General features: G+C 45.8%; 15 protein-coding genes. 8 read left to right on the top strand and 7 right to left on the bottom strand.

Translation table 11 applies throughout. The features are described 5' to 3' along the window. Positions 1 to 24: 24 nt before the first annotated feature. Entirely contained in the window at positions 25 to 1164 is a 1140-nt protein-coding gene (locus MHN09_RS14235) for an HD domain-containing phosphohydrolase (RefSeq protein ID WP_075176830.1), read from the bottom strand. Positions 1165 to 1369: 205 nt separating this feature from the next. Here MHN09_RS14235 and MHN09_RS14230 point away from each other — a divergent pair, with 205 nt between their 5' ends. The 3 genes from MHN09_RS14230 to MHN09_RS14220 all read left to right on the top strand — a co-directional run bounded on the left by MHN09_RS14230 (position 1370) and on the right by MHN09_RS14220 (position 3455). Continuing rightward, entirely contained in the window at positions 1370 to 2095 is a 726-nt protein-coding gene (locus tag MHN09_RS14230) for a 1-acylglycerol-3-phosphate O-acyltransferase (RefSeq protein ID WP_239241171.1), read from the top strand. A 32-nt stretch (positions 2096 to 2127) separates the two neighbouring features. Beyond that, positions 2128 to 2526 (top strand): ribonuclease E inhibitor RraB, encoded by a 399-nt coding sequence (gene rraB, locus MHN09_RS14225; protein WP_014950594.1) that lies wholly within the window; start codon positions 2128 to 2130, stop codon positions 2524 to 2526. 116 nt (positions 2527 to 2642) lie between these two features. After that, a complete protein-coding gene (locus tag MHN09_RS14220; protein WP_239241170.1) occupies positions 2643 to 3455 on the top strand; it encodes a choice-of-anchor H family protein in 813 nt (270 codons plus the stop codon). Between the two features lie 56 nt (positions 3456 to 3511). Here the strand turns inward: MHN09_RS14220 and MHN09_RS14215 are convergent, their stop codons facing one another. Both MHN09_RS14215 and MHN09_RS14210 read right to left on the bottom strand, forming a co-directional pair. After that, the gene (locus MHN09_RS14215; protein ID WP_039235341.1) at positions 3512 to 3718 is read right to left on the bottom strand and encodes a hypothetical protein; all 207 of its coding nucleotides are present in this window, start codon (positions 3716 to 3718) and stop codon (positions 3512 to 3514) included. A 71-nt stretch (positions 3719 to 3789) separates the two neighbouring features. Further along, positions 3790 to 4638, bottom strand: coding sequence for an SPFH domain-containing protein (locus tag MHN09_RS14210; RefSeq protein ID WP_014950598.1), 849 nt, complete (start codon positions 4636 to 4638; stop codon positions 3790 to 3792). Between the two features lie 187 nt (positions 4639 to 4825). On the opposite strand from MHN09_RS14210, the gene MHN09_RS14205 reads away from it, so the two are divergent. Together MHN09_RS14205 and MHN09_RS14200 are read left to right on the top strand one after the other, a co-directional pair. Continuing rightward, positions 4826 to 6109 (top strand): extracellular solute-binding protein, encoded by a 1284-nt coding sequence (locus MHN09_RS14205; RefSeq protein WP_014977289.1) that lies wholly within the window; start codon positions 4826 to 4828, stop codon positions 6107 to 6109. 55 nt (positions 6110 to 6164) lie between these two features. Then, positions 6165 to 8837 (top strand): ATP-binding protein, encoded by a 2673-nt coding sequence (locus tag MHN09_RS14200; RefSeq protein ID WP_239241169.1) that lies wholly within the window; start codon positions 6165 to 6167, stop codon positions 8835 to 8837. Between the two features lie 213 nt (positions 8838 to 9050). On the opposite strand, the gene MHN09_RS14195 is transcribed toward MHN09_RS14200, so the two are convergent. The 3 genes from MHN09_RS14195 to pepA are packed head-to-tail and all read right to left on the bottom strand — an operon-like array spanning position 9051 to position 13795. After that, positions 9051 to 11825: a valine--tRNA ligase gene (locus tag MHN09_RS14195; protein WP_239241167.1), complete on the bottom strand. Its 2775-nt coding sequence runs from the start codon at positions 11823 to 11825 to the stop codon at positions 9051 to 9053. 35 nt (positions 11826 to 11860) lie between these two features. Continuing rightward, positions 11861 to 12283, bottom strand: coding sequence for a DNA polymerase III subunit chi (locus MHN09_RS14190; protein WP_061486488.1), 423 nt, complete (start codon positions 12281 to 12283; stop codon positions 11861 to 11863). Positions 12284 to 12289: 6 nt separating this feature from the next. Beyond that, a complete protein-coding gene (pepA, locus tag MHN09_RS14185) occupies positions 12290 to 13795 on the bottom strand; it encodes a leucyl aminopeptidase (RefSeq protein ID WP_014950602.1) in 1506 nt (501 codons plus the stop codon). A gap of 263 nt (positions 13796 to 14058) precedes the next feature. Between pepA and lptF the strand changes: the two genes are divergently transcribed. Both lptF and lptG read left to right on the top strand, forming a co-directional pair. Further along, entirely contained in the window at positions 14059 to 15159 is a 1101-nt protein-coding gene (lptF, locus tag MHN09_RS14180) for an LPS export ABC transporter permease LptF (protein WP_014950603.1), read from the top strand. Next, complete coding sequence (lptG, locus tag MHN09_RS14175) at positions 15160 to 16221, top strand: LPS export ABC transporter permease LptG (RefSeq protein ID WP_239241165.1); 1062 nt, start codon at positions 15160 to 15162, stop codon at positions 16219 to 16221. It begins immediately after the preceding gene. A gap of 102 nt (positions 16222 to 16323) precedes the next feature. Here the strand turns inward: lptG and MHN09_RS14170 are convergent, their stop codons facing one another. After that, on the bottom strand, positions 16324 to 16908 hold the full coding sequence (locus tag MHN09_RS14170) for an RDD family protein (protein WP_080986437.1): 585 nt from the start codon (positions 16906 to 16908) through the stop codon (positions 16324 to 16326). Positions 16909 to 17083: 175 nt separating this feature from the next. Between MHN09_RS14170 and MHN09_RS14165 the strand changes: the two genes are divergently transcribed. Further along, a complete protein-coding gene (locus tag MHN09_RS14165; RefSeq protein WP_343300029.1) occupies positions 17084 to 19159 on the top strand; it encodes a TonB-dependent receptor in 2076 nt (691 codons plus the stop codon). The last annotated feature ends 73 nt before the right edge of the window (positions 19160 to 19232 follow it).

Here is a 19232-nt window from a genome sequence, read left to right as displayed (position 1 = left end):
GCTAGCTTATGAGCGGCTTGCTACCTAATGTCCTTTCGTCAGTAGCGCCGTCATTCCCTGATTGAAATGCCTTACCCACTTCATACTAAACTGGCCTTTGGCGCTTCGATTTATTTCTATCACCGCCTCTTTTTTGGAAAGTACGTTATCTTCATTGTGCGCTCTTGGGTGTGTCATTGCATCGTAGGTATCAACAATGGCAAGTAACTTCGCACCTTCACATATATCGTCTTCTTTTAGCCCCAATGGATAACCTGTTCCATCAGTGCGTTCATGGTGCTGCATCACAATTTTGCGCGCCATATCCCATTGATCTAGGTGCTCTAACAAACGGGCACTTTTATACACATGAGAGCGCATAAGATTAAATTCGATATCGCTTAGCGCATCGCCTTTGTGCAGAAGCTTCAATGGCATGAAGGCCATTCCGAAGTCATGTACATAGCTGGCTACGGCAAGCTGATCTTCGTCGATAGGGTTTTCGGCCACATCGTTAATATACATAGCGAGTTTGGCAATGCGATCACCACGACCAGACCAGTAGTTAGAGCGGCGTTCAATGGTTTGCATTAAGTCGCGGAAAAATAGAATATCTTGCTTCTTTTCACTACTAATATCTTTAGGGATACCTGTAGCCGCTAACGTAGGGGGCTTTATCTGAACGTTTTGTGGGTCGTCTTCATCCGCAACAATATCTAACGCTGGGTTAAGTAATAAGACCGCTTCGGTAAGGCGTTTTTCATGCTCAGCAGTATTTTCAGGTGTCACACGACCGATAGCTAAAACCAGCTGATTGTGAAGATTGTCATCGTACTCGGCTTTGCCATTGGCCATTACAGCCTCTACGAAGGCTTTTACTCTGTCCATTGTAAGCAATACCAAGTCACTCATAGTACTCGTGTACGCCACCTGCCCTTTGCGCAAATAATCTAGCAAGTCCTCTACATGCTGCAAAAGCGGGATCATGGGAGAGAAGTTAACGAGGCCTAAATCACCTTTAATGGTGTGGATTGAGCGAAACAGAGCACGCTGCAATTCGTTGTCTTCCGGACGAAGCTCTAATTCAATCAAGGTTTGTTCACTTGATTCATAGAGTTCGTTTATTTCCTCCATAAGGTCAGCAAGAATATCTTCTTCTAGGTCGTCTGGAGTAAATGTCTGCATATAGTGGTTACCGAGTTAGGTTCGATTGCGCTTTTTATTATTGTAATTGGGTATCGGCAAAATTTCCTCATACTAAAGGTGAGAAACATAGCCACTTTTCCAACTTATTGCTCAACTATACCTTCCGCACTGTAAAAACTCATCGGACAAGTGTACGCTGAAACTTCATCTATACTGCGCGCGTCAATTGTATCTAGGAGTTGTTTTGATCGCTTTATTCCGCATTCCGGCACTTTTTATCGCTTTTTTACTCATTAACATTGTTCTGCTAATTGTTTGTATCGCACGACCTTTTCACAAAGATAACGTGCATATTGCGGGTAGTATGTATTCACTTATGGCTAAGGTCGTAGGTCTCAAAATTATTATAAAGAAAGATCCTGCGGTTAAAATTAACGAACCCTACGTTTTCATTGCCAATCACCAAAACAGTTTCGACGTTATCACTATCTGTAAAGCTGCACTGCCTGGCGTGGTAACCATTGGCAAAAAGAGCTTAAAGTGGATCCCTATTTTCGGCCAAATTTATTGGTTGTCAGGCAATATCATGATTGATAGAAAGAATTCCGGTAAAGCCCGTAATACACTTGATATTGCTGCAAAACGCATTGCGAAAAAGAAAACGTCGGTATGGCTATTCCCAGAAGGTACACGAAGCTATGGCAGAGGCATATTACCTTTTAAGCAAGGTGCGTTTCGACTAGCTAAGACCACCAACGAACCCGTTGTCATGGTAACCGCCAGCAATTTGCACAATAAAGTAAAATGGAACCGTTGGAATAACGGCATTGTGCTTATTGATATAGCTGCCCCTCAGGCTTTGAGCGAAGACAAGACAATTAAAGAGTGGATGGTGCATTTTAACGATGAAATGAAACAAAAGTTTGATGCGCTTAATACACAGGTCGATGAACTGGAAAAAAGCAGGTAAACTTGCGTCAAAATTGCTAACGAGTGTTTATTATGACCCAGTTCGATGAAAGAGAAGAGTGGTACGAGTTTAACCAAGAAACTATTGATGCCCTTCTAGAAGACGGCAGCCAAGCCGATGCCGACTATACCATTGAGCACCACTTCGCCAGCACTGACTTCGACGTGCTAGAAAAGGCAGCTGTTGATGCGTTTAAAGCTGGTTTTGAAGTCACCGACGCAGAAGAGCTTATTCTTGATGATGGCGAAACCATTTTCTGCTTCGACGCAGTTGCAGAGCGAAAGCTAGATATTGAAAAGCTTAATGCGGACTCTGACACCTTGCTTAAAATTGCCGACAAGCATGATGTAACCTACGACGGTTGGGGTACTTACTTCGAGCCGCGTGAAGAAGGTGAATACGAAGAAGAAGATCACTACTTCGACGACTGATCTCTAAGGCACCCTCACCGTTTTAACTGAGAAGGCGTTAAGTTCCCCTTCAGCTTTTGTTCATCTTTTTCCGTCAACAATGACTCTGTCATTATCGATTGGAAAAGGATGGACAGATGAAAAAGCTACTTTTCTCACTTACTACATATTCTGCTATTGCAACATTACAGCTTGCGCTTATGTCACCTGTGCATGCCAGTACCGAAAATAGCGCACAAAACAAAAACGTTACCTCTAACGAATACCGTTACGACAAACCATTTGTTGCCGCTGAATCGCTGCTGCCTAAAACCTCAGGTGCATTGACAAGCGAAGAAACAATCTCTCAATCTGTTGATGACGTTGAGACTAATCAACAGTCCCTTCCCAAGGCGGGTAAGCATCAACAGCATTTAGCCGTGAGTAAGTCCTCTAGCGATATCGTAGTCAGCAGTATTAATGAGTTTTGGATTTATGAAAGCTGGGTAACACTTGAGCAAGACATTGATTACGATGGTTATCACTCTACGTTTTCGATTGAGTTTGACGCCGACACCATTTTCACTCGCGCGCCAGTATACGCGGTCTTGTATTTGGGCAAAAACGACGTGTACGAGTCTATTCACGTGTCGTCTGAATTTTACATTTACTCAGAAGACTCAACAGATACCTTTACCATTGAAAGCACATTAGTTTCTGGCTATCCGCCGGGTGAGTACGACATTCTATTAGAGCTTTATGATGCAGATACCGAAATGCTTGTGGCGTATACCGATGCCTATGATGACAGTGCACTCGCCTATCTTCCCCTTGAAAGTGAAAATAATGAATATGTGGTTGAAGATACGGTAGTCATAGTAGAAGAGCATGGCGGAGCATGGTCTTTACTCCCACTGTGTCTATTAGGTGGCATTGTACTTGTTAGACGCAGAATCAAGCGGAATATCTAAGCCTTAGCTAGTGACGATCATATCGAAAAGATAGCTGATACCCTGCTATTTCGCGTTCAGTTATCTTTTTGAGTGGAGTCTATTTCTTCAACCTCGACTACCACTTTTTCTACCAGCTTCACTCTTCCCTGCTTCACTAGCGCTTGTCTTAATACATACTCTATTTGCGCATTTACACTGCGCAAGTCATCGGCAGCCCATCGCTCCATGGCGGCAAGTACATTTTCATTTATCCTAAGTGGATACGCTTTTTTCTTTGCCAAAATTACAAACCTTATGTGCCGCAGTGCATTGCTGCGGCACTACAATTTCAAACTTAAATTAAAAAAACGAGCTAGTAGATTGTACCTGTATTAATAACCGGTTGCGTCGACTTATCACCACACAGCACAACTAATAAATTGCTGATCATCGTCGCCTTACGCTCTTCATCAAGCTCTACTACACCCTTTTCATTTAATCGCTGAAGTGCCATTTCTACGGTTCCCACAGCACCATCTACAATTTGCTTCCGGGCAGCCACAATAGCTGATGCTTGTTGACGCTGAAGCATGGCACTTGCGATTTCTTGCGCGTAGGCAAGGTGGCTGATACGAGACTCCAAAATTGTGATCCCAGCTTTCGCAAGGCGAGCTTGGATCTCTTCTTGTAAACGCGCTGATATCTCTATTGGGTGGCTACGAAGTGCGACTTCCGCTTGCTCGTCGTCACGCGGATCGTAAGGAAAGCTACTTGCCATATTGCGGATCGCGGACTCACTTTGAATTCGCACAAAACTTTCGTAATCGTCTACGTCAAACATTGCTTCAGCAGTATCGCTCACTTTCCACACGACAATAGAGGCTATTTCAATGGGGTTTCCTTGATTGTCGTTAACTTTAATTCTGGCACTTTCAAAGTTTCTTATGCGCAAAGAAATATTAGCTCTACGGAACAAAGGAATTGTCCAGCGTAATCCAACATCAGAGACAGTACCTACATAGCTGCCGAAAAACGTCATGACCTTAGCTTGGTTGGGTTGCACCATGAAATAGCCCAACCACAAACTTCCCACTAAAACGCTTAGAATTACACCAGCTTCGGGGTTACCCGACACTGCATAGAAAAACGTAGCAACCTGTGCGACTAGCAAAACACAGATCATCAAATAACCATTTACCGAAAACCCTTTCTTTTCTTTCATACCACTCACCTTTGATATCATTTTGATATCTTTATAATACAAAATTTAACTACTCGCTAATTTTGATGTGTTACCAAATATGTCAAAGCAACATTTTATTTTTAACTATGGGGTAACATTTTTTGGTAACTCTATGAAATAGATGCCAGAATAATGGAGGGTCATCGTTTACTATGGACGTACGTTAATGCCTTCAAACTCAGATAAAAACGTCGCTTCTTCTTTCCAGCGCCGTACCTTGTTAAAGGGCGGTCTCGCCTTTGGTCTTACTGCGGGCATTACCCCTTTTTCAATCGGAAAAGAAAAACCGACGCTGCGCGTATTAGGCACCCATGTCACGCTTCAGGAAGCCATTCGTCAGCGCGCCATGGAAGACTTAGGCATTAATATTGAGTTTGAGCCAGGTGGCAGTGCAACCGTTCTTCAAAAGGCGTCGATGAACCCCACGTCATTCGACCTTTATGAGCAGTGGTCTAATAGCATTAATGTATTGTGGCGCGCTCACGCTATTCAGCCCATAGAGAAGAAACGCCTTCAGTATTGGGAAGAAATAAACGATTTAAGCAAGACCGGAAAACTTACCGAGAACGCGCGAATGGGCGCTGGCGACGCACCGCATAAAATTATTAATGTACAGGACGACGGCACTCTGGGCGCAAACCATACTGACACAATTAGTTTTTTACCTTATGTGCACAATGTTGACTCTTTTGGCTATGACACATCAAAGTTACCCAACGAACTGCAAGGGCAAGAAGAAAGCTGGGGCTGGCTTTTAGACAGTCGCTATTCAGGAAAAGTGGGCATAGTTAACGACCCCACTATCGGACTTTTCGATTTAGCACTTGCCGCACAAGCTAAAGGGTTCATTCAATTCCAAGATATCGGTGCCATGACCGAGTATGAACTTGATGATTTGTTTAGCTTACTTATAGAGTTGACTCAGTTAAACCATTTCAATGGATTCTGGACCTCGGTCCCTGAGTCTGTTGAGTTCATGAAAAGTGGACGGGTTGCAATCGAAAGCATGTTCTCGCCTGCGGTCTCTGCGCTGAACGGTCAAGATATTCCGGTTACGTTTGCAGCACCGAAAGAAGGCTACCGCGGATGGCACGGTGTAATGTGCATGTCCTCTGCCACACAAGGTAGAATAAAGGACGTGGCTTATGAGTATATGAATTGGTGGCTGTCGGGGTGGCCTGGCGCATTTATTGCCAGACAAGGCTACTATATTTCCAACCCTAAACGTTCAGCTCAATATCTTTCAGACGCCGAATGGAATTACTGGTACAAAGGGCAAGTAGCATCAGAGCCGCTAAAAGGGCCCGACGGAAATATTAGTGTTAGACAAGGCGCCCAGCGCACTGGTGGGAGTTATGAAGAGCGTTTTAGTAATGTTGCCGTATGGAATACCGTTATGCCAACCTACGAATACAGTTTGCAGAAGTGGTACGAATTCATCACTGCATAATGTTGCGTTAAGTAAAAACCCATAACGTAAATGGAATAAGGCTTTTTTAGTTCACATGTTATCGTCAATTCGAATTCAGCTTATCACCGTGCTACTCGCTCTTATAGCGCTTATATTGGCACAGGGGTTTATTGCTAGAGAAAACCAAGAAGTCCTAAACAAAGGCGTGGCATCAGCGTCAAAGGCAGTAGTTGATGTTGCACTTGTTAAGGAACTTGAACGGGATGTGCTGGACTTACAGCGCAACGTGCTCATATTCAAAGAGAATGCGAGTAAATCAGCCATTACTCGCTTCAGTCGACTCATGGTGACTATTAACACCAAACTCGACAAGTTAGCCCTGGTAGACGAAGACAAGGAAATACAGGAAGACAACCATATCCTTTCAAGAATGAAGGAGCACCTTAACGCCTATCAGGAGAATTTTACCCAAGTTGTCGATGCGCGCTCTGAAAGAGATAACCTTATAGCAAGAGGCACCCTATCTGATATTACGTTACTGGAAAAGATACTGAGTGACGCTAAAACAAACGGAGATATCTCTGCTGCCTCTGAAGAACAGGCAAAGACGCTTCTTATTCGGGCAGAAAATGCGATGTTGAAATATCTGATGAAACCCGACATGGGTTTTATCCGAGCATTCAACGAAGCCGCAGATTCACTACGAAAATTAACGCTAACGAAAAATACATCCCTTCAGGAAAGAGTGGAGCGATTGTCGGAAAAAATTAAAGCCGATTTCGTTAAGCTAACCCAGATAACCCAAGGTAATTTATTCTTGGTTAACGTAGTCATGGCGGGGTCTGCCAATGAATTTCTCTATTTAAGCGGTGAGCTGGCCAAAAAAGTAACCACAGACTCTGAAATTGCGACTCAACGCACCTACACACTGGCTGAAAGCACACAGCGTAACGGAGAGTTATTTTCTCTTGTTGCCATTCTACTCGCCCTCTCAGCAGCGCTGTTTGCCATGTTTCGCATATTGGGCCCTATCCGCTCTATCACTCAAGTTTTCAACAAACTTGCCCAAGGCGTACAAATTTCCAATATTCCTGGCAGCAGCCGAAAAGATGAGATTGGCAAGCTAGCAAAAGCGGCGCTTGTTTTTAGTGATAAAAACCGAGAGACAGAAAAACTGCTAGATGAAGCAAGAACCATGAACTCTCAGCTTGAAAGCTTAAATAAAGCGATTACTGAGGCGAAAATAAAAGCGGAGCAAGCAACCGCGTCAAAGAGTATGTTTTTAGCCAATATGAGTCATGAAATCCGCACGCCGATGAATGGCATTATCGGGCTAATAGAACTGGCGCAACAGCAAGAGCTGTCCACTACTGTTAAAGGGTATCTCGACAAGGCAGCGTATTCTGGGCAAATATTATTGAGCGTAATTAACGATATTCTCGACTTCTCAAAAATTGAAGCGGGTAAATTGAAGATTGAGGAAGTGAGTTTTTCTTTGCATTCACTGTTCGACAACCTCATTGCAGTCATTGCACTACGCGCAAAAGAAAAGAACTTATCGGTGCACTTTACGGTAAATCCAAAGATACCTCCGCAAGTAATTGGCGACCCACTGCGTATCGCGCAAATAATTATGAATATAGGCAACAATGCTGTGAAGTTCACCGAGCAAGGGCGTATAGATATTGAGTTTGACGGCAACTTGAACGAAAAAGGGAACGTGTTAAACCTTACCATGCGAATCACCGATTCCGGCATAGGTATGAGTACAGCCCAGCTAGATAGAATATTTAATCCTTTCACTCAAGCAGACGGTTCAACCAACAGAAAATATGGCGGTACCGGCCTAGGCCTTGCGATTGTAAGCCAGCTTACTGAACTTATGAACGGCCGCCTTGATGCCACTTCTACTATGGGAAAAGGCAGTACGTTTGAAGTTGAACTACCGCTGAAAGCATTCAAAAACCAACCAGGCGTGCTTGAACAAACACCTCAGCTACCTGTTGATAGCCTTTATGTTACTGAAGTAGCATTGCTGCCTGCGGCGTATTGCAACCAGATACAGCTGCCGACTAAATCAACGCTATCAATAGAAGAAGCCAAAAATATCGCCGCTTTACCTGAACATATCATTGTAGATATCCATGAGTTCAGTGAGTTCAGACAGAATATTGCTTGGTTAAACGCCTTACTAGAAAAAGGGAAGTCGGTAGGCCTGGTAATGGAGAGTGCAGGCAGCGCGCTACAAGCTAAATATGACACGCTATGGAGAGGCCCACTTATCATGCATCCATTCACACCTGCGCAATTTGAGCGTTTTGTTCATCAGGTGATATCTAAAGATGCAAGTTATGATGGACTTCATTTTAGTGAAGAAGCGGAAGCAACGTCGCTAGAAGGCCACGTTCTATTAGTGGAAGACAATAATATAAATCAACTCGTCACCGGAGAAATGCTTACCAATCTTGGGCTTACTTTCGATATTGCAGAAGACGGCAAGCAAGCCGTGCAAAAAGTAGAAAATGCCCCGCAGTACGACCTAATATTGATGGATGTACAAATGCCGGTGATGGACGGTTATGAAGCAACCAAACAACTCCGCGAAAAAGGCTTTACTGGCGTACCTATTATCGGCCTTTCGGCTAATGCAATGAAGGAAGATAAACAAAGCGCGATAGACGCGGGTATGAACGACTACCTCACCAAGCCAATAAAGCAAAAATCATTGATAGGCATGTTAAAACAGTACTTAGGCAAACAGCTCTAAACGCCAACGTAAAGATAGGCTCGTATACCAATTCGCATAAATAGTTACCCGCTCAGTAGGCGCTGGCAAGCTTCATAGCGAAGAGTGAGAATGCAGGAACGGCTTTCGAACAAACCCGCTATTTTTAGGGCCGGTTTAATCGCGAATAAAAAAGGGCCACCTTTCGGTAACCCTTCTAATTTGTATCGATCCCCCCCATTCTAGGGGCTGCCCTTAAAGCGCTTTAATGGTCTCGAACTGCTCTTTAAGTTTGGCTAGGGCTTTTTCACCCTCTTCCAACTTAGCGCGTTCCTTTTCAATTACCGCTTCTGGCGCATTACTTACGAACTTCTCATTACCCAACTTGCCACGAGTACGAGATACGTCTTTCTCGATTTTCTCCATGGCTTTAGTAATACGAGCTAGCTCTGCGTCTTTATCGATAAGCCCTGCCATTGGGATAAGAATTTCCATCTCACCCACAAGTGCTGTTGCGCTGGCTGGCGCTTCTTCACCGTCTTTCAATATAGTCACGGTTTCAAGCTTCGAAAGCTTATCGAGGAATGCCTTAGCCGCATCAAGACGACGCGCGTCTTCGTCGCTTACGTTTTTAAGTAGCGCATTAAGTGGTTTGTTTGGCGAGATATCCATTTCACCACGGATATTACGAATACCCACGATAAACTTCTTCACCCACTCGATATCAGCAAGCACTTTGTCGTCTTGTTTCGCTGCATCAACTTCAGGGAATGCCTGAACCATAATGCTTGCGCCCTCTTCCACTTTAAGTGCACTTAGTGGCACAACGCGCTGCCAAATAGTGTCGGTGATAAATGGCATTAGCGGGTGCAACAAGCGAAGCAAGCTTTCAAGCACGTTAATAAGCGTATGACGAGTACCACGCTTTTCAGCTTCAGTGCTGGCGTCATTGTTAAGCACAGGTTTAGTAAGTTCTAGATACCAGTCACAGAACTGGTTCCAGGTGAACTCGTAAACGGTTTGCGCAGCAATGTCGAAACGGTAGTCTTCAAGCGCTTTTTCAAACTCAACCAGCGTTTGTTGGAACTTAGCCCAAATCCAGCGATCGGCCATGCTAAGTACCATTTCGCCACCGTCACGACCTGTATCGTGCTCTTCTGCGTTCATCAATACGAAACGCGATGCATTCCAAATTTTGTTGCAGAAATTGCGGTAGCCTTCAACACGCGCCATATCAAAGTTGATATCGCGGCTGGTTGACGCCATAGCTGCAAAGGTAAAGCGCAATGCGTCTGTACCGTACGCCTGAATACCATCAGGGAATTGCTTGCGAGTACGCTTGGCAATCTTCTCAGCAAGCTGAGGCTGCATCATGCCAGCAGTGCGTTTAGCGACTAGCGACTCAATATCGATACCGTCAATCAAGTCGATTGGGTCAAGCACGTTGCCCTTCGACTTTGACATTTTATCGCCGTTCTCATCGCGGATAAGACCAGTAATGTAAATGTCTTTAAACGGAATTTTGCCAGTAAACTTCTTGGTCATCATGATCATTCTGGCAACCCAGAAGAAGATGATGTCAAAGCCGGTGACTAGCACTGAAGACGGCACGAAGGTTTCTAGATCTGGCGTTTCTTCTGGCCACCCCATGGTGGCGAACGGCCATAGTGCACTTGAGAACCAGGTATCTAGTACATCGTCGTCCTGTGAAAGCGTTACGTCACTGCCAAGGCCGTGTTTTTCACGCACTTCTTCTTCGGTGCGGCCAACAAAAACGTTGCCGTTTTCATCGTACCACGCAGGAATGCGGTGTCCCCACCACAGCTGACGCGAAATACACCAATCTTGAATGTTGTGCATCCACTGGTAGTAGGTTTTGTTCCAGTTCTCTGGCACAAAGCGAATTTCGCCACTTTCCACCGCTTCAATAGCTGGTTTAGCAAGAGACTCAACCGCTACATACCACTGGTCAGTTAGGTATGGTTCGATAACCGCGCCCGTTCTGTCGCCACGAGGCACTTTAAGCTTGTGCGGCTCAATCTTAACCAAAGCGCCTTGCGCGTCTAAATCGGATACAATTTGCTTACGGGCGTCGAAGCGATCTAAACCGCGATATGCTTCTGGCGCATCATCATTAATTTTCGCATCGTCGGTAAGAATGTTGATCATAGGCAAGTTATGACGCTTACCCATATCGTAGTCGTTAAAATCGTGAGCAGGGGTAATTTTAACGCAGCCTGTACCGAATTCTTGATCGACATAGTCATCGGCGATAACTGGAATTAAACGGCCAGTAATCGGTAGCTTAATTTCTTTGCCGATAAAGCCTTGATAACGCTCGTCATCTGGGTGTACCGCAACCGCTGTATCACCAAGCATGGTTTCAGGGCGCGTTGTCGCAACCACTAGCTCACCGCTACCATCTGCAAGTGGGTAGCGCATGTGCCACATGTGGCCGTCTTCTTCTTCATTTAGTACTTCAAGATCAGATACTGCTGTGTGAAGCACTGGATCCCAGTTAACCAAACGCTTACCGCGGTAAATAAGGCCTTCTTCGTGTAGCTTAACGAACACTTCAGTTACGGCTTTAGACAGGTCTTCGTCCATGGTGAACACTTCACGAGACCAGTCAGGAGACGTACCTAGACGGCGCATTTGACCGGTGATCGTTCCGCCGCTGTGCTCTTTCCATTCCCACACTTTTTTGATGAAGTCTTCGCGACCTAAATCGTGGCGCGTCTTGCCTTGTGCGTTAAGTTGGCGTTCTACCACCATCTGGGTTGCAATACCGGCGTGGTCAGTACCCACTTGCCATAGCGTATTGTCGCCCTTCATGCGGTGATAACGGGTTAAGGCGTCCATAATGGTTTGTTGGAAACCATGGCCCATGTGAAGGCTACCGGTAACGTTTGGTGGCGGAAGCAAAATACAATAAGGGTCGCCGCTACCTGAAGCTTTAAATAAACCCGCCTCTTCCCATGACTTGTAGCATTGCTGCTCGATGGACTGCGGTTCGAAGGTTTTATCCATTACACACTCTCAAATTGAAGCTAAACGCGAATGACTTATGCAGATTTAAACTGCATATTGCATCCAGCTTGCTGATAGTTTTTGTATCTTACCCGCGCGGCCTGTTTGGCGTTCTCGTCCACGGGTACAAAGTCGATGATTTGACGATGCTGGTTGGGTGAAGGCACCATACCGGACCCCACATTAACCACCATTTGTCGTCTGGCTACCTGCTCTGGCCGCCAACAAATTTCCACCGGCGTACCTGATTGCGGCCCTTCACCATAAAGGTTATGAGGCACAAAGCGGTCAGCCGGCAGCTGCCACAACAATTCATCAACTTCTTCAGCCTGCGCCTGTGTATCGCACAGCACGCTAATCTTTTGCTTATTGGCAAACGCTGATGCAATAACTTCGCTGGCGCGGCCTGCCACGCCATTGTCATTGCTGGTAAGTTGATAAAATATCACTTGTGGCATGAATGATTAGTCCTCTAACTTGATATCAGCGCGGTTCATTAAGAACTGAGACAGCATAGGCACTGGACGGCCTGTTGCACCTTTGTTCTTACCACTGCGCCATGCCGTACCGGCAATATCAAGGTGAGCCCAGTTGTATTTCTTAGTGAAGCGCGACAAGAAACAACCCGCCGTAATTGACCCTGCTGGGCGACCACCTAGGTTCGTCATGTCGGCAAACGGGCTTTCAAGCTGCTCTTGGTAATCGTCCCATAGTGGTAAACGCCATGCGCGATCTGAGCTTTGCTCTGACGCATTAAGTAGTTCATGAGCAAGCGGGTTGTGCGTGCTCATTACAGCTGTTGCATGGTGACCAAGTGCGATAATCGCTGCGCCAGTTAGCGTGGCTACATCAATCACTAGCTCTGGGTCGAAGCGCTCTACATAGGTTAGTGCGTCGCACAATACCAAACGGCCTTCGGCATCAGTGTTTAGCACTTCAACGGTTTGACCCGACATAGTCGTTAGAATGTCACCCGGACGGTACGCTTTGCCATCTGGCATGTTTTCACAGCCTGCCAATACACCAATAACGTTAATGGGCAGATTCAGCGCCGCGATAGTGTGCATGGTACCCAGTACGCCTGCAGCACCACCCATGTCGTACTTCATTTCATCCATGGCTTCGCCTGGCTTAATTGAAATGCCGCCTGAATCGAACGTAAGGCCTTTACCTACAAGCACAATTGGGGCTTGATCAGCTGGGCCACCGCGATGATGCATAATACTCATCATACTTTCATTGTCTGAACCACGGCCAACAGCCAAATACGCTTGCATACCAAGCTCGGCCATTTGGGTTTCATCAACGACTTCAGCGGTTACGCTGTCGTACTGGCTGGCAAGCTCCTGCGCTTGCTGCCACAGATACGCTGGGTTACAGATGTTTGGCGGCATGTTAGCCACGTCTTTGGTCACTTTCGCACCGCGAGCAACCGCTAAACCATGCTCAACTGCACGTTCACCAACGGTAAGTTCACGGCGTGTAGGTACGTTAAATACAATTTTACGCAGTGGGCGACGTGGCTCACCTTTCTTGGTTTTAAGCTGCATAAAGGTGTAAAGCGTGTCTTCAGTTGCTTCTACTGCCTGACGTACTTTCCAGTAGGTATCGCGACCTTTAACGTGAAGCTCGGTAAGGAAACATACCGCTTCCATTGAGCCTGTTTCATTCAATGTTTGAATGGTTTTGGCAATAATGTTTTTGTACTGACGCTCATCAAGCTCACGCTCTTTACCACAACCGACTAGAAGCACGCGCTCGCTCAGTACATTTGGCACGTTGTGTAACAACAACATTTGACCGGCTTTACCTTCAAGGTCGCCGCGGCGTAACAAGTTGCTGATATAACCTTCACTGATTTCGTCTAGCTGTTCAGCCACTGCCGTTAGGCGGCGCGGCTCGAAGACACCCACAACAATACATGCGCTGCGTTGCTTTTCAGGACTGCCACTTTTTACACTAAACTCCACGATATCACCTCGCTTTTCGTCGTTTATGGTTTGCACGATGACTAAAATCACGTAACGTTTCGCGCTGCTTTATGTTTTAATACGCAGCATAACTTTTTAGTTCGCTGCAATTCACGCTTAAAGACCTATTGAATATAGGTTAAATTTGCGTCAAAACACCATGCAAACGGTTTATGATTGCAGGCAAAACTTGTAAAAACGGTAAGTTTAAACAAAATTGTGCTTTCTTTCACTAAAATTCCTAATTTTCCGGAAGGGCTGAGATGCTGATATTCCGCTATTTACTTAAGGAAACGCTGAAATCTCAGTTAGCGATTTTCTTTATCCTAATGGCAATTTTTGTCACCTTGCGATTTGTGCGCGTTTTGGGCGACGCCTCGGACGGTGATATTCCCGCTGGGCTAGTGCTTGGCTTCCTAGGTTTATATGCCCCTATCCTCTCTTCATTAGTTCTGCCTATCAGCGCCTACTTGGGTATTATGCTGGCACATGGCAGGCTGTATGTAGACAGTGAAATGACCGTAATGCGAGCCTGTGGTATCAGTGAATGGTATGTAACGCGGGTAATGCTGTTCTTGTCTGTACTTATCATGATAGTCACAGGCGCAATTACCCTTTATTTCGCGCCATTGGCTGCAGAGAACGAGTATCAGCTGCGAGAAAAAGCCAGAAATGAGGCGGGAATATCGGCGCTAATGCCAGGTAGATTCCAGCAAACCGGTAACGAAAAAGCGGTTATTTTTGTTCACGATGTAGACAATAACGATAAGCTACAACGTGTGTTTTTATCGCAAAATCAAACAGACGATAGCGAAGGCGACGTGCGCGTTGTGTATGCGCAAACTGGTGAAGTGGCTAATAACCCTGACGGCACGCGAAACCTTGTATTGAAAGAAGGGGTACAGTACGAAGGAAAGCAATCTGAAAAGGCTTTCCGCAAAGTAGAATTTGACGAATACCAAATTCAGATTGCCGATAAACCTGCTGACGAAACTCGTCGTAAGGTAAGCGTACTGCCTACTAACGAACTTTGGGAAGACGACAGTATTGAAGCCAGAGCCGAGCTTCAGTGGCGTATTGCCATACCGCTTTCCATTCCATTTTTAGTACTGATTGCTGTGCCGCTAAGCGCAGTCGACCCGCGTCAGGGCCGCTTTGGTAAAATGTTCCCTGCCATCCTGCTTTACTTGGGATACTTCTTGTTGCTACTGGCAAGTAGACGAGTGTTAGAAGACGGCAAAATGCCACCTCAGCTTGGCTTATGGTGGGTGCACACCATCATGCTGATCATTGGTGTCATGTTGATTGTGCGAGACAGAAAAACCGGCACAGAGCTGCGCGCTTGGATATTGGGGAAAAAGTAGATGTTTAAGATCCTCGATTTATATATCGCCCGCACGCTGTTAGGCACTATTACCGTTACGCTTAGTGTACTTATTGGCTTAAGCGCGCTTATTAAATTTGTAGAACAGCTGCGAAAAATTGGCGAAGGCGACTATGACATGCTGGTCGCTTTTATCTACGTATTGCTAAGCTTGCCTCGCGACTTAGAGCAGTTCTTCCCTATGGCAACCTTGCTAGGCGGCCTTATTGGTATGGGCGTACTGGCTAGCAATAGCGAATTGGTAGTGATGCAGGCCGCAGGTATGAGCCGCTGGAACATCATAAACTCAGCCATGAAGTCGACCCTTGTAATGATCTTTTTAGTGATGGCCGTTGGCGAGTGGGTAACCCCGTACAGTGAAACCAAGGCAAAACAGATAAGAACTGAAGCCATTTCAGGCGGTAGTTTATTTTCTTCCGATAAGCTGGTGTGGGCAAAGGATGGCGACCGATTCGTAAGCATAGGTCAGGTGTTAAGCCAAGACTCTCTCAAAGATGTGAGCATATTTAGCTTTAACCCTGACTTGTCGCTAGAGAGCATTACTCACGCTAAAAATGGGGCCTTCGACGGCGACGGTTGGTGGCTAAGCGACGTTGAAGTAACCAAGTTTACTGAAACGAATGTTACGGTAGATGAAAATAACCGCATGCGTTGGAATTCAACACTGACGCCGGACAAATTAGGCATTGTTGCAGTTAAGCCAGAGGCTTTATCTATTACTGGGCTGCTGGATTACGTGAACTACCTAGAAAATAACGATCAAGACCCTTCTCGTTATCAACTCGCCTTGTGGCGCAAGGTATTCCAACCTATTTCGGTAGGCGTAATGCTGTTAATGGCATTGTCGTTCATCTTTGGCCCGCTGCGTAGCGTTACAATGGGCGCTCGCGTGATCATGGGCGTACTGACAGGCTTCGGTTTCTTTATTCTTAACGAAGTATTTGGGCCAGTGAGTTTAGTCTATCAGCTGCCACCATTCCTTGGCGCCTTACTGCCTAGTTTACTGTTTGCGGCCATTGCAGGGGTAATGTTGAGGCGTTGATCAAGCTATCAGCATTCATCTAATTCAATAGTCAAAACTAATAAAAAAAAGAGGCCTTACAGCCTCTTTTTTTGCGATTTTTTAGCGCCTTACAAAGCACCTTTACCAGCTCTTGTGGTCGTTCGCTTCTTTGGTCAGCTTCAGCACTTCGGTCTTTGCCAGTCGGTCTTGCAGTGATTGTTTATTTTTAAAATCAAACAAAACAAGTAAGGTGCCTAGACCACCTAACGATGCTATTAGGCGAATGAACAAGCGTGGCCAGGTCATTGGCTCTTCAACCGTGCTGTAAATTCGCAAACGCCATGCACGCATGCCTAGGGTTTGCCCGCCCCTGCGCCAGAACCACAAGAAAAACCCAGCTATCCACAAGCCCACCCACGTTTGAATAAGCAGCTTATAACCAAAAGAGGCCTGAATCAGATCGGCAGGTTCAGCATAGCCTTGTAGGTCAAGCGCGCCATTTTTCAGCATAACCACCAGCGTTACTATCATGACCATAGCAGCACACATCCCTACGGCAGTAGCCACGAGCGTATCGTAAATCATTGCCAACAAGCGTCGCACAAACCCCGCTCGCTCAAGTGATGAACTACCTGATTCTGAGTTGGGCGTGTTTTTATCATCCTTCGTTTTTAGAGGATTTGATGATGGGGACTTCTTCTTGGCTTTTCTGTCGTGTCTCGCCACGGGCTTCTCTTCACTTCATTAACAACAGCGTTTATTTTGACACAAGCGCCACAACGCTTAAACAACATAAGCCTTAGTTAACGGCATTTAATAGCGCAATAAGCAAAGAAAAATGATTTCCACCTTTTTGCATCCATTAACCATTGTTAATCGTTATTGCTATTACAAACGGATAATGGACGTAAATACGGTGACAGCAAAAACTCTGGTAACAACACTTCTCGCTAGCTCATTTTCGCTTGGTATGGGCGCTGCAATGGCGTTAGACGACCCCGAAGGTGATATTGAGCATATTCGAGTACGTGGTGACTCATCTGTAAAAGACGGAGAGTTTATCTCGGCTTCGCAGGGATGGGTGTCTGGTGACACCTTGATTGAACGCCCAATGTTGCGCGCCGGTGAAATACTCGAATTCATCCCGGGCATGATGGTGACCCAACACAGTGGTTCGGGAAAAGCCAACCAGTACTTCCTGCGCGGTTTTAACCTCGACCATGGCACGGATTTCACGGTGAGTGTAGACGGTATGCCTGTGAACATGCGAAGCCACGGACATGGCCAAGGCTACAGTGACCTTAACTTTATTATTCCCGAATTTATCGACAATCTAAGCTACTTCAAAGGCACCTATTATGCCAACATCGGCGATTTTTCTAGCGCTGGCGGGGCATTCTTCAATTTAAGAGATTCACTTGAGCAAAACCAGTTGTTCTTAGGTTTAGGAGAATATGGGTTCAAGCGCGCTGTTGCATTAAATCACTTTGAAGCAGGAGAGAACCGCGTTGTTACAGCGTTGGAATATCAAACCTATGACGGCCCGTGGACTGACGTTGACGAAGATGTAAAAAAGAAAAACGCCCATATTCGTTATATTACGCCTTTGTTAGACGGCCAACTCACCATTACAGGAATGGCCTATGATAATAGCTGGAACGGTGCTGACCAAGTACCTGAGCGCGCTATTGAAAGCGGCTTAATAGACCGTCTTGGCTCTATCGACACCCAAGTTGGCGGCGATTCGTCTCGCTATAGTCTCTCCGCAAACTATACCAGTGATACATGGAATGCTTCACTGTATGCCATAGATACAACGCTTAGCCTTTTTTCTAATTTCACTTACTTCCTTGATAACCCAGAGAGAGGCGATCAATTCGAACAGGCCGACGACCGAAAAATTTATGGTGGTGAAATATTCACTACCCTTCCCTTGGCGCTTACGGATGGAAGCAGTATTACCTTAGGCGGCCAGTGGCGTTTCGACGATATTGAAAACGTGGGTTTGTATCGCACCCAAAACTTAACCCGCTTTGGCACTATTCGAGAAGACGAAATAGACAGTAACAGCTATGCACTTTTTGCCCAGTCAAACATTGTGCTAAGTGACGCATTAAGCCTTTCATTAGGAGGCAGATACGATTACTTAGATGTGGACGTTACCAGTAATCTTGGTGCTAATTCAGGAAGCGAAAGTGACGGTTTATTTACCCTTAAAGCAGGCTTGAAGTACAGTGTATCAGACCAACTTACCGCATTTGCCAACGTTGGGCAGGGCTTTCATTCCAACGATGCACGGGGAGCCACCATTAATATAGACCCGGTAAGTGGTGACGCCACCGAAGCTGCTCCCTTGTTAGTAAAGAGCCTTGGCTATGAAGCGGGCGTTAACTATACCGATAACAAAACCTATAACCTGTCTGCTGCCTTGTGGCGCCTAGAGCTTGATAGCGAGCTGGTATATGTTGGTGATGCAGGCTTTACTGAAGCCAGTCGCCCCTCCGAGAGACACGGCATTGAAGTGAGTGCCTACTACTGGATAAGCCATCACCTAACAACAGACATTGAAGCTGCGTGGACCAAAGCCCGATTTAGCGACAGCGTTGAAGGCGAAGGTCGCCACATCGATGGCACCGTGCCAGGTGTGGTGAGTGCAGGGCTAACCTACTATCAAAGAAGTAACCAACTAGGGTTCAGCTATACCTTACGAAGCCGCTACCTAAGCTCTCGCACCGTAGAAAGCTTCGATGAAATTTCACCGCCGTCAACATTTTTAGTGAATGCTCAAGTTGCCTATCGCCAGCCAACTTGGGACGTAACGTTAGAAGTACTCAATGCCCTAGACAGTGACGATCACGATATTGATTATTTTTACGCATCTAGGCTGCCCGGAGAGCCAGAGGAAGGGATTGAGGATTTGCATTATCACCCTGTAGAGCCAAGAAATGTTCGCCTTACCTTTTCAGTAAAGTATTAATACATAAACGCTTTACTGTTTGGGGTCTGTCTATTGATTAGGTAACCATTCAGGCAGTTGTATATAAAACATG

Source organism: Alteromonas sp. MmMcT2-5 (genome assembly GCF_022348315.1).
Taxonomy (GTDB): Bacteria; Pseudomonadota; Gammaproteobacteria; order Enterobacterales; family Alteromonadaceae; genus Alteromonas; species Alteromonas macleodii.
This window is presented reverse-complemented; position numbering and strand designations above follow the sequence as displayed.

Coding starts and splice junctions, on each gene's coding strand:
- MHN09_RS14235 (WP_075176830.1), bottom strand. CDS start 1,164: ATGCAGACATTTACTCCAGACGACCTAGAAGAAGATATTCTTGCTGAC.
- rraB (WP_014950594.1), top strand. CDS start 2,128: ATGACCCAGTTCGATGAAAGAGAAGAGTGGTACGAGTTTAACCAAGAA.
- MHN09_RS14220 (WP_239241170.1), top strand. CDS start 2,643: ATGAAAAAGCTACTTTTCTCACTTACTACATATTCTGCTATTGCAACA.
- MHN09_RS14210 (WP_014950598.1), bottom strand. CDS start 4,638: ATGAAAGAAAAGAAAGGGTTTTCGGTAAATGGTTATTTGATGATCTGT.
- MHN09_RS14205 (WP_014977289.1), top strand. CDS start 4,826: ATGCCTTCAAACTCAGATAAAAACGTCGCTTCTTCTTTCCAGCGCCGT.
- MHN09_RS14200 (WP_239241169.1), top strand. CDS start 6,165: ATGTTATCGTCAATTCGAATTCAGCTTATCACCGTGCTACTCGCTCTT.
- MHN09_RS14195 (WP_239241167.1), bottom strand. CDS start 11,825: ATGGATAAAACCTTCGAACCGCAGTCCATCGAGCAGCAATGCTACAAG.
- MHN09_RS14190 (WP_061486488.1), bottom strand. CDS start 12,283: ATGCCACAAGTGATATTTTATCAACTTACCAGCAATGACAATGGCGTG.
- lptF (WP_014950603.1), top strand. CDS start 14,059: ATGCTGATATTCCGCTATTTACTTAAGGAAACGCTGAAATCTCAGTTA.
- lptG (WP_239241165.1), top strand. CDS start 15,160: ATGTTTAAGATCCTCGATTTATATATCGCCCGCACGCTGTTAGGCACT.
- MHN09_RS14165 (WP_343300029.1), top strand. CDS start 17,084: ATGGACGTAAATACGGTGACAGCAAAAACTCTGGTAACAACACTTCTC.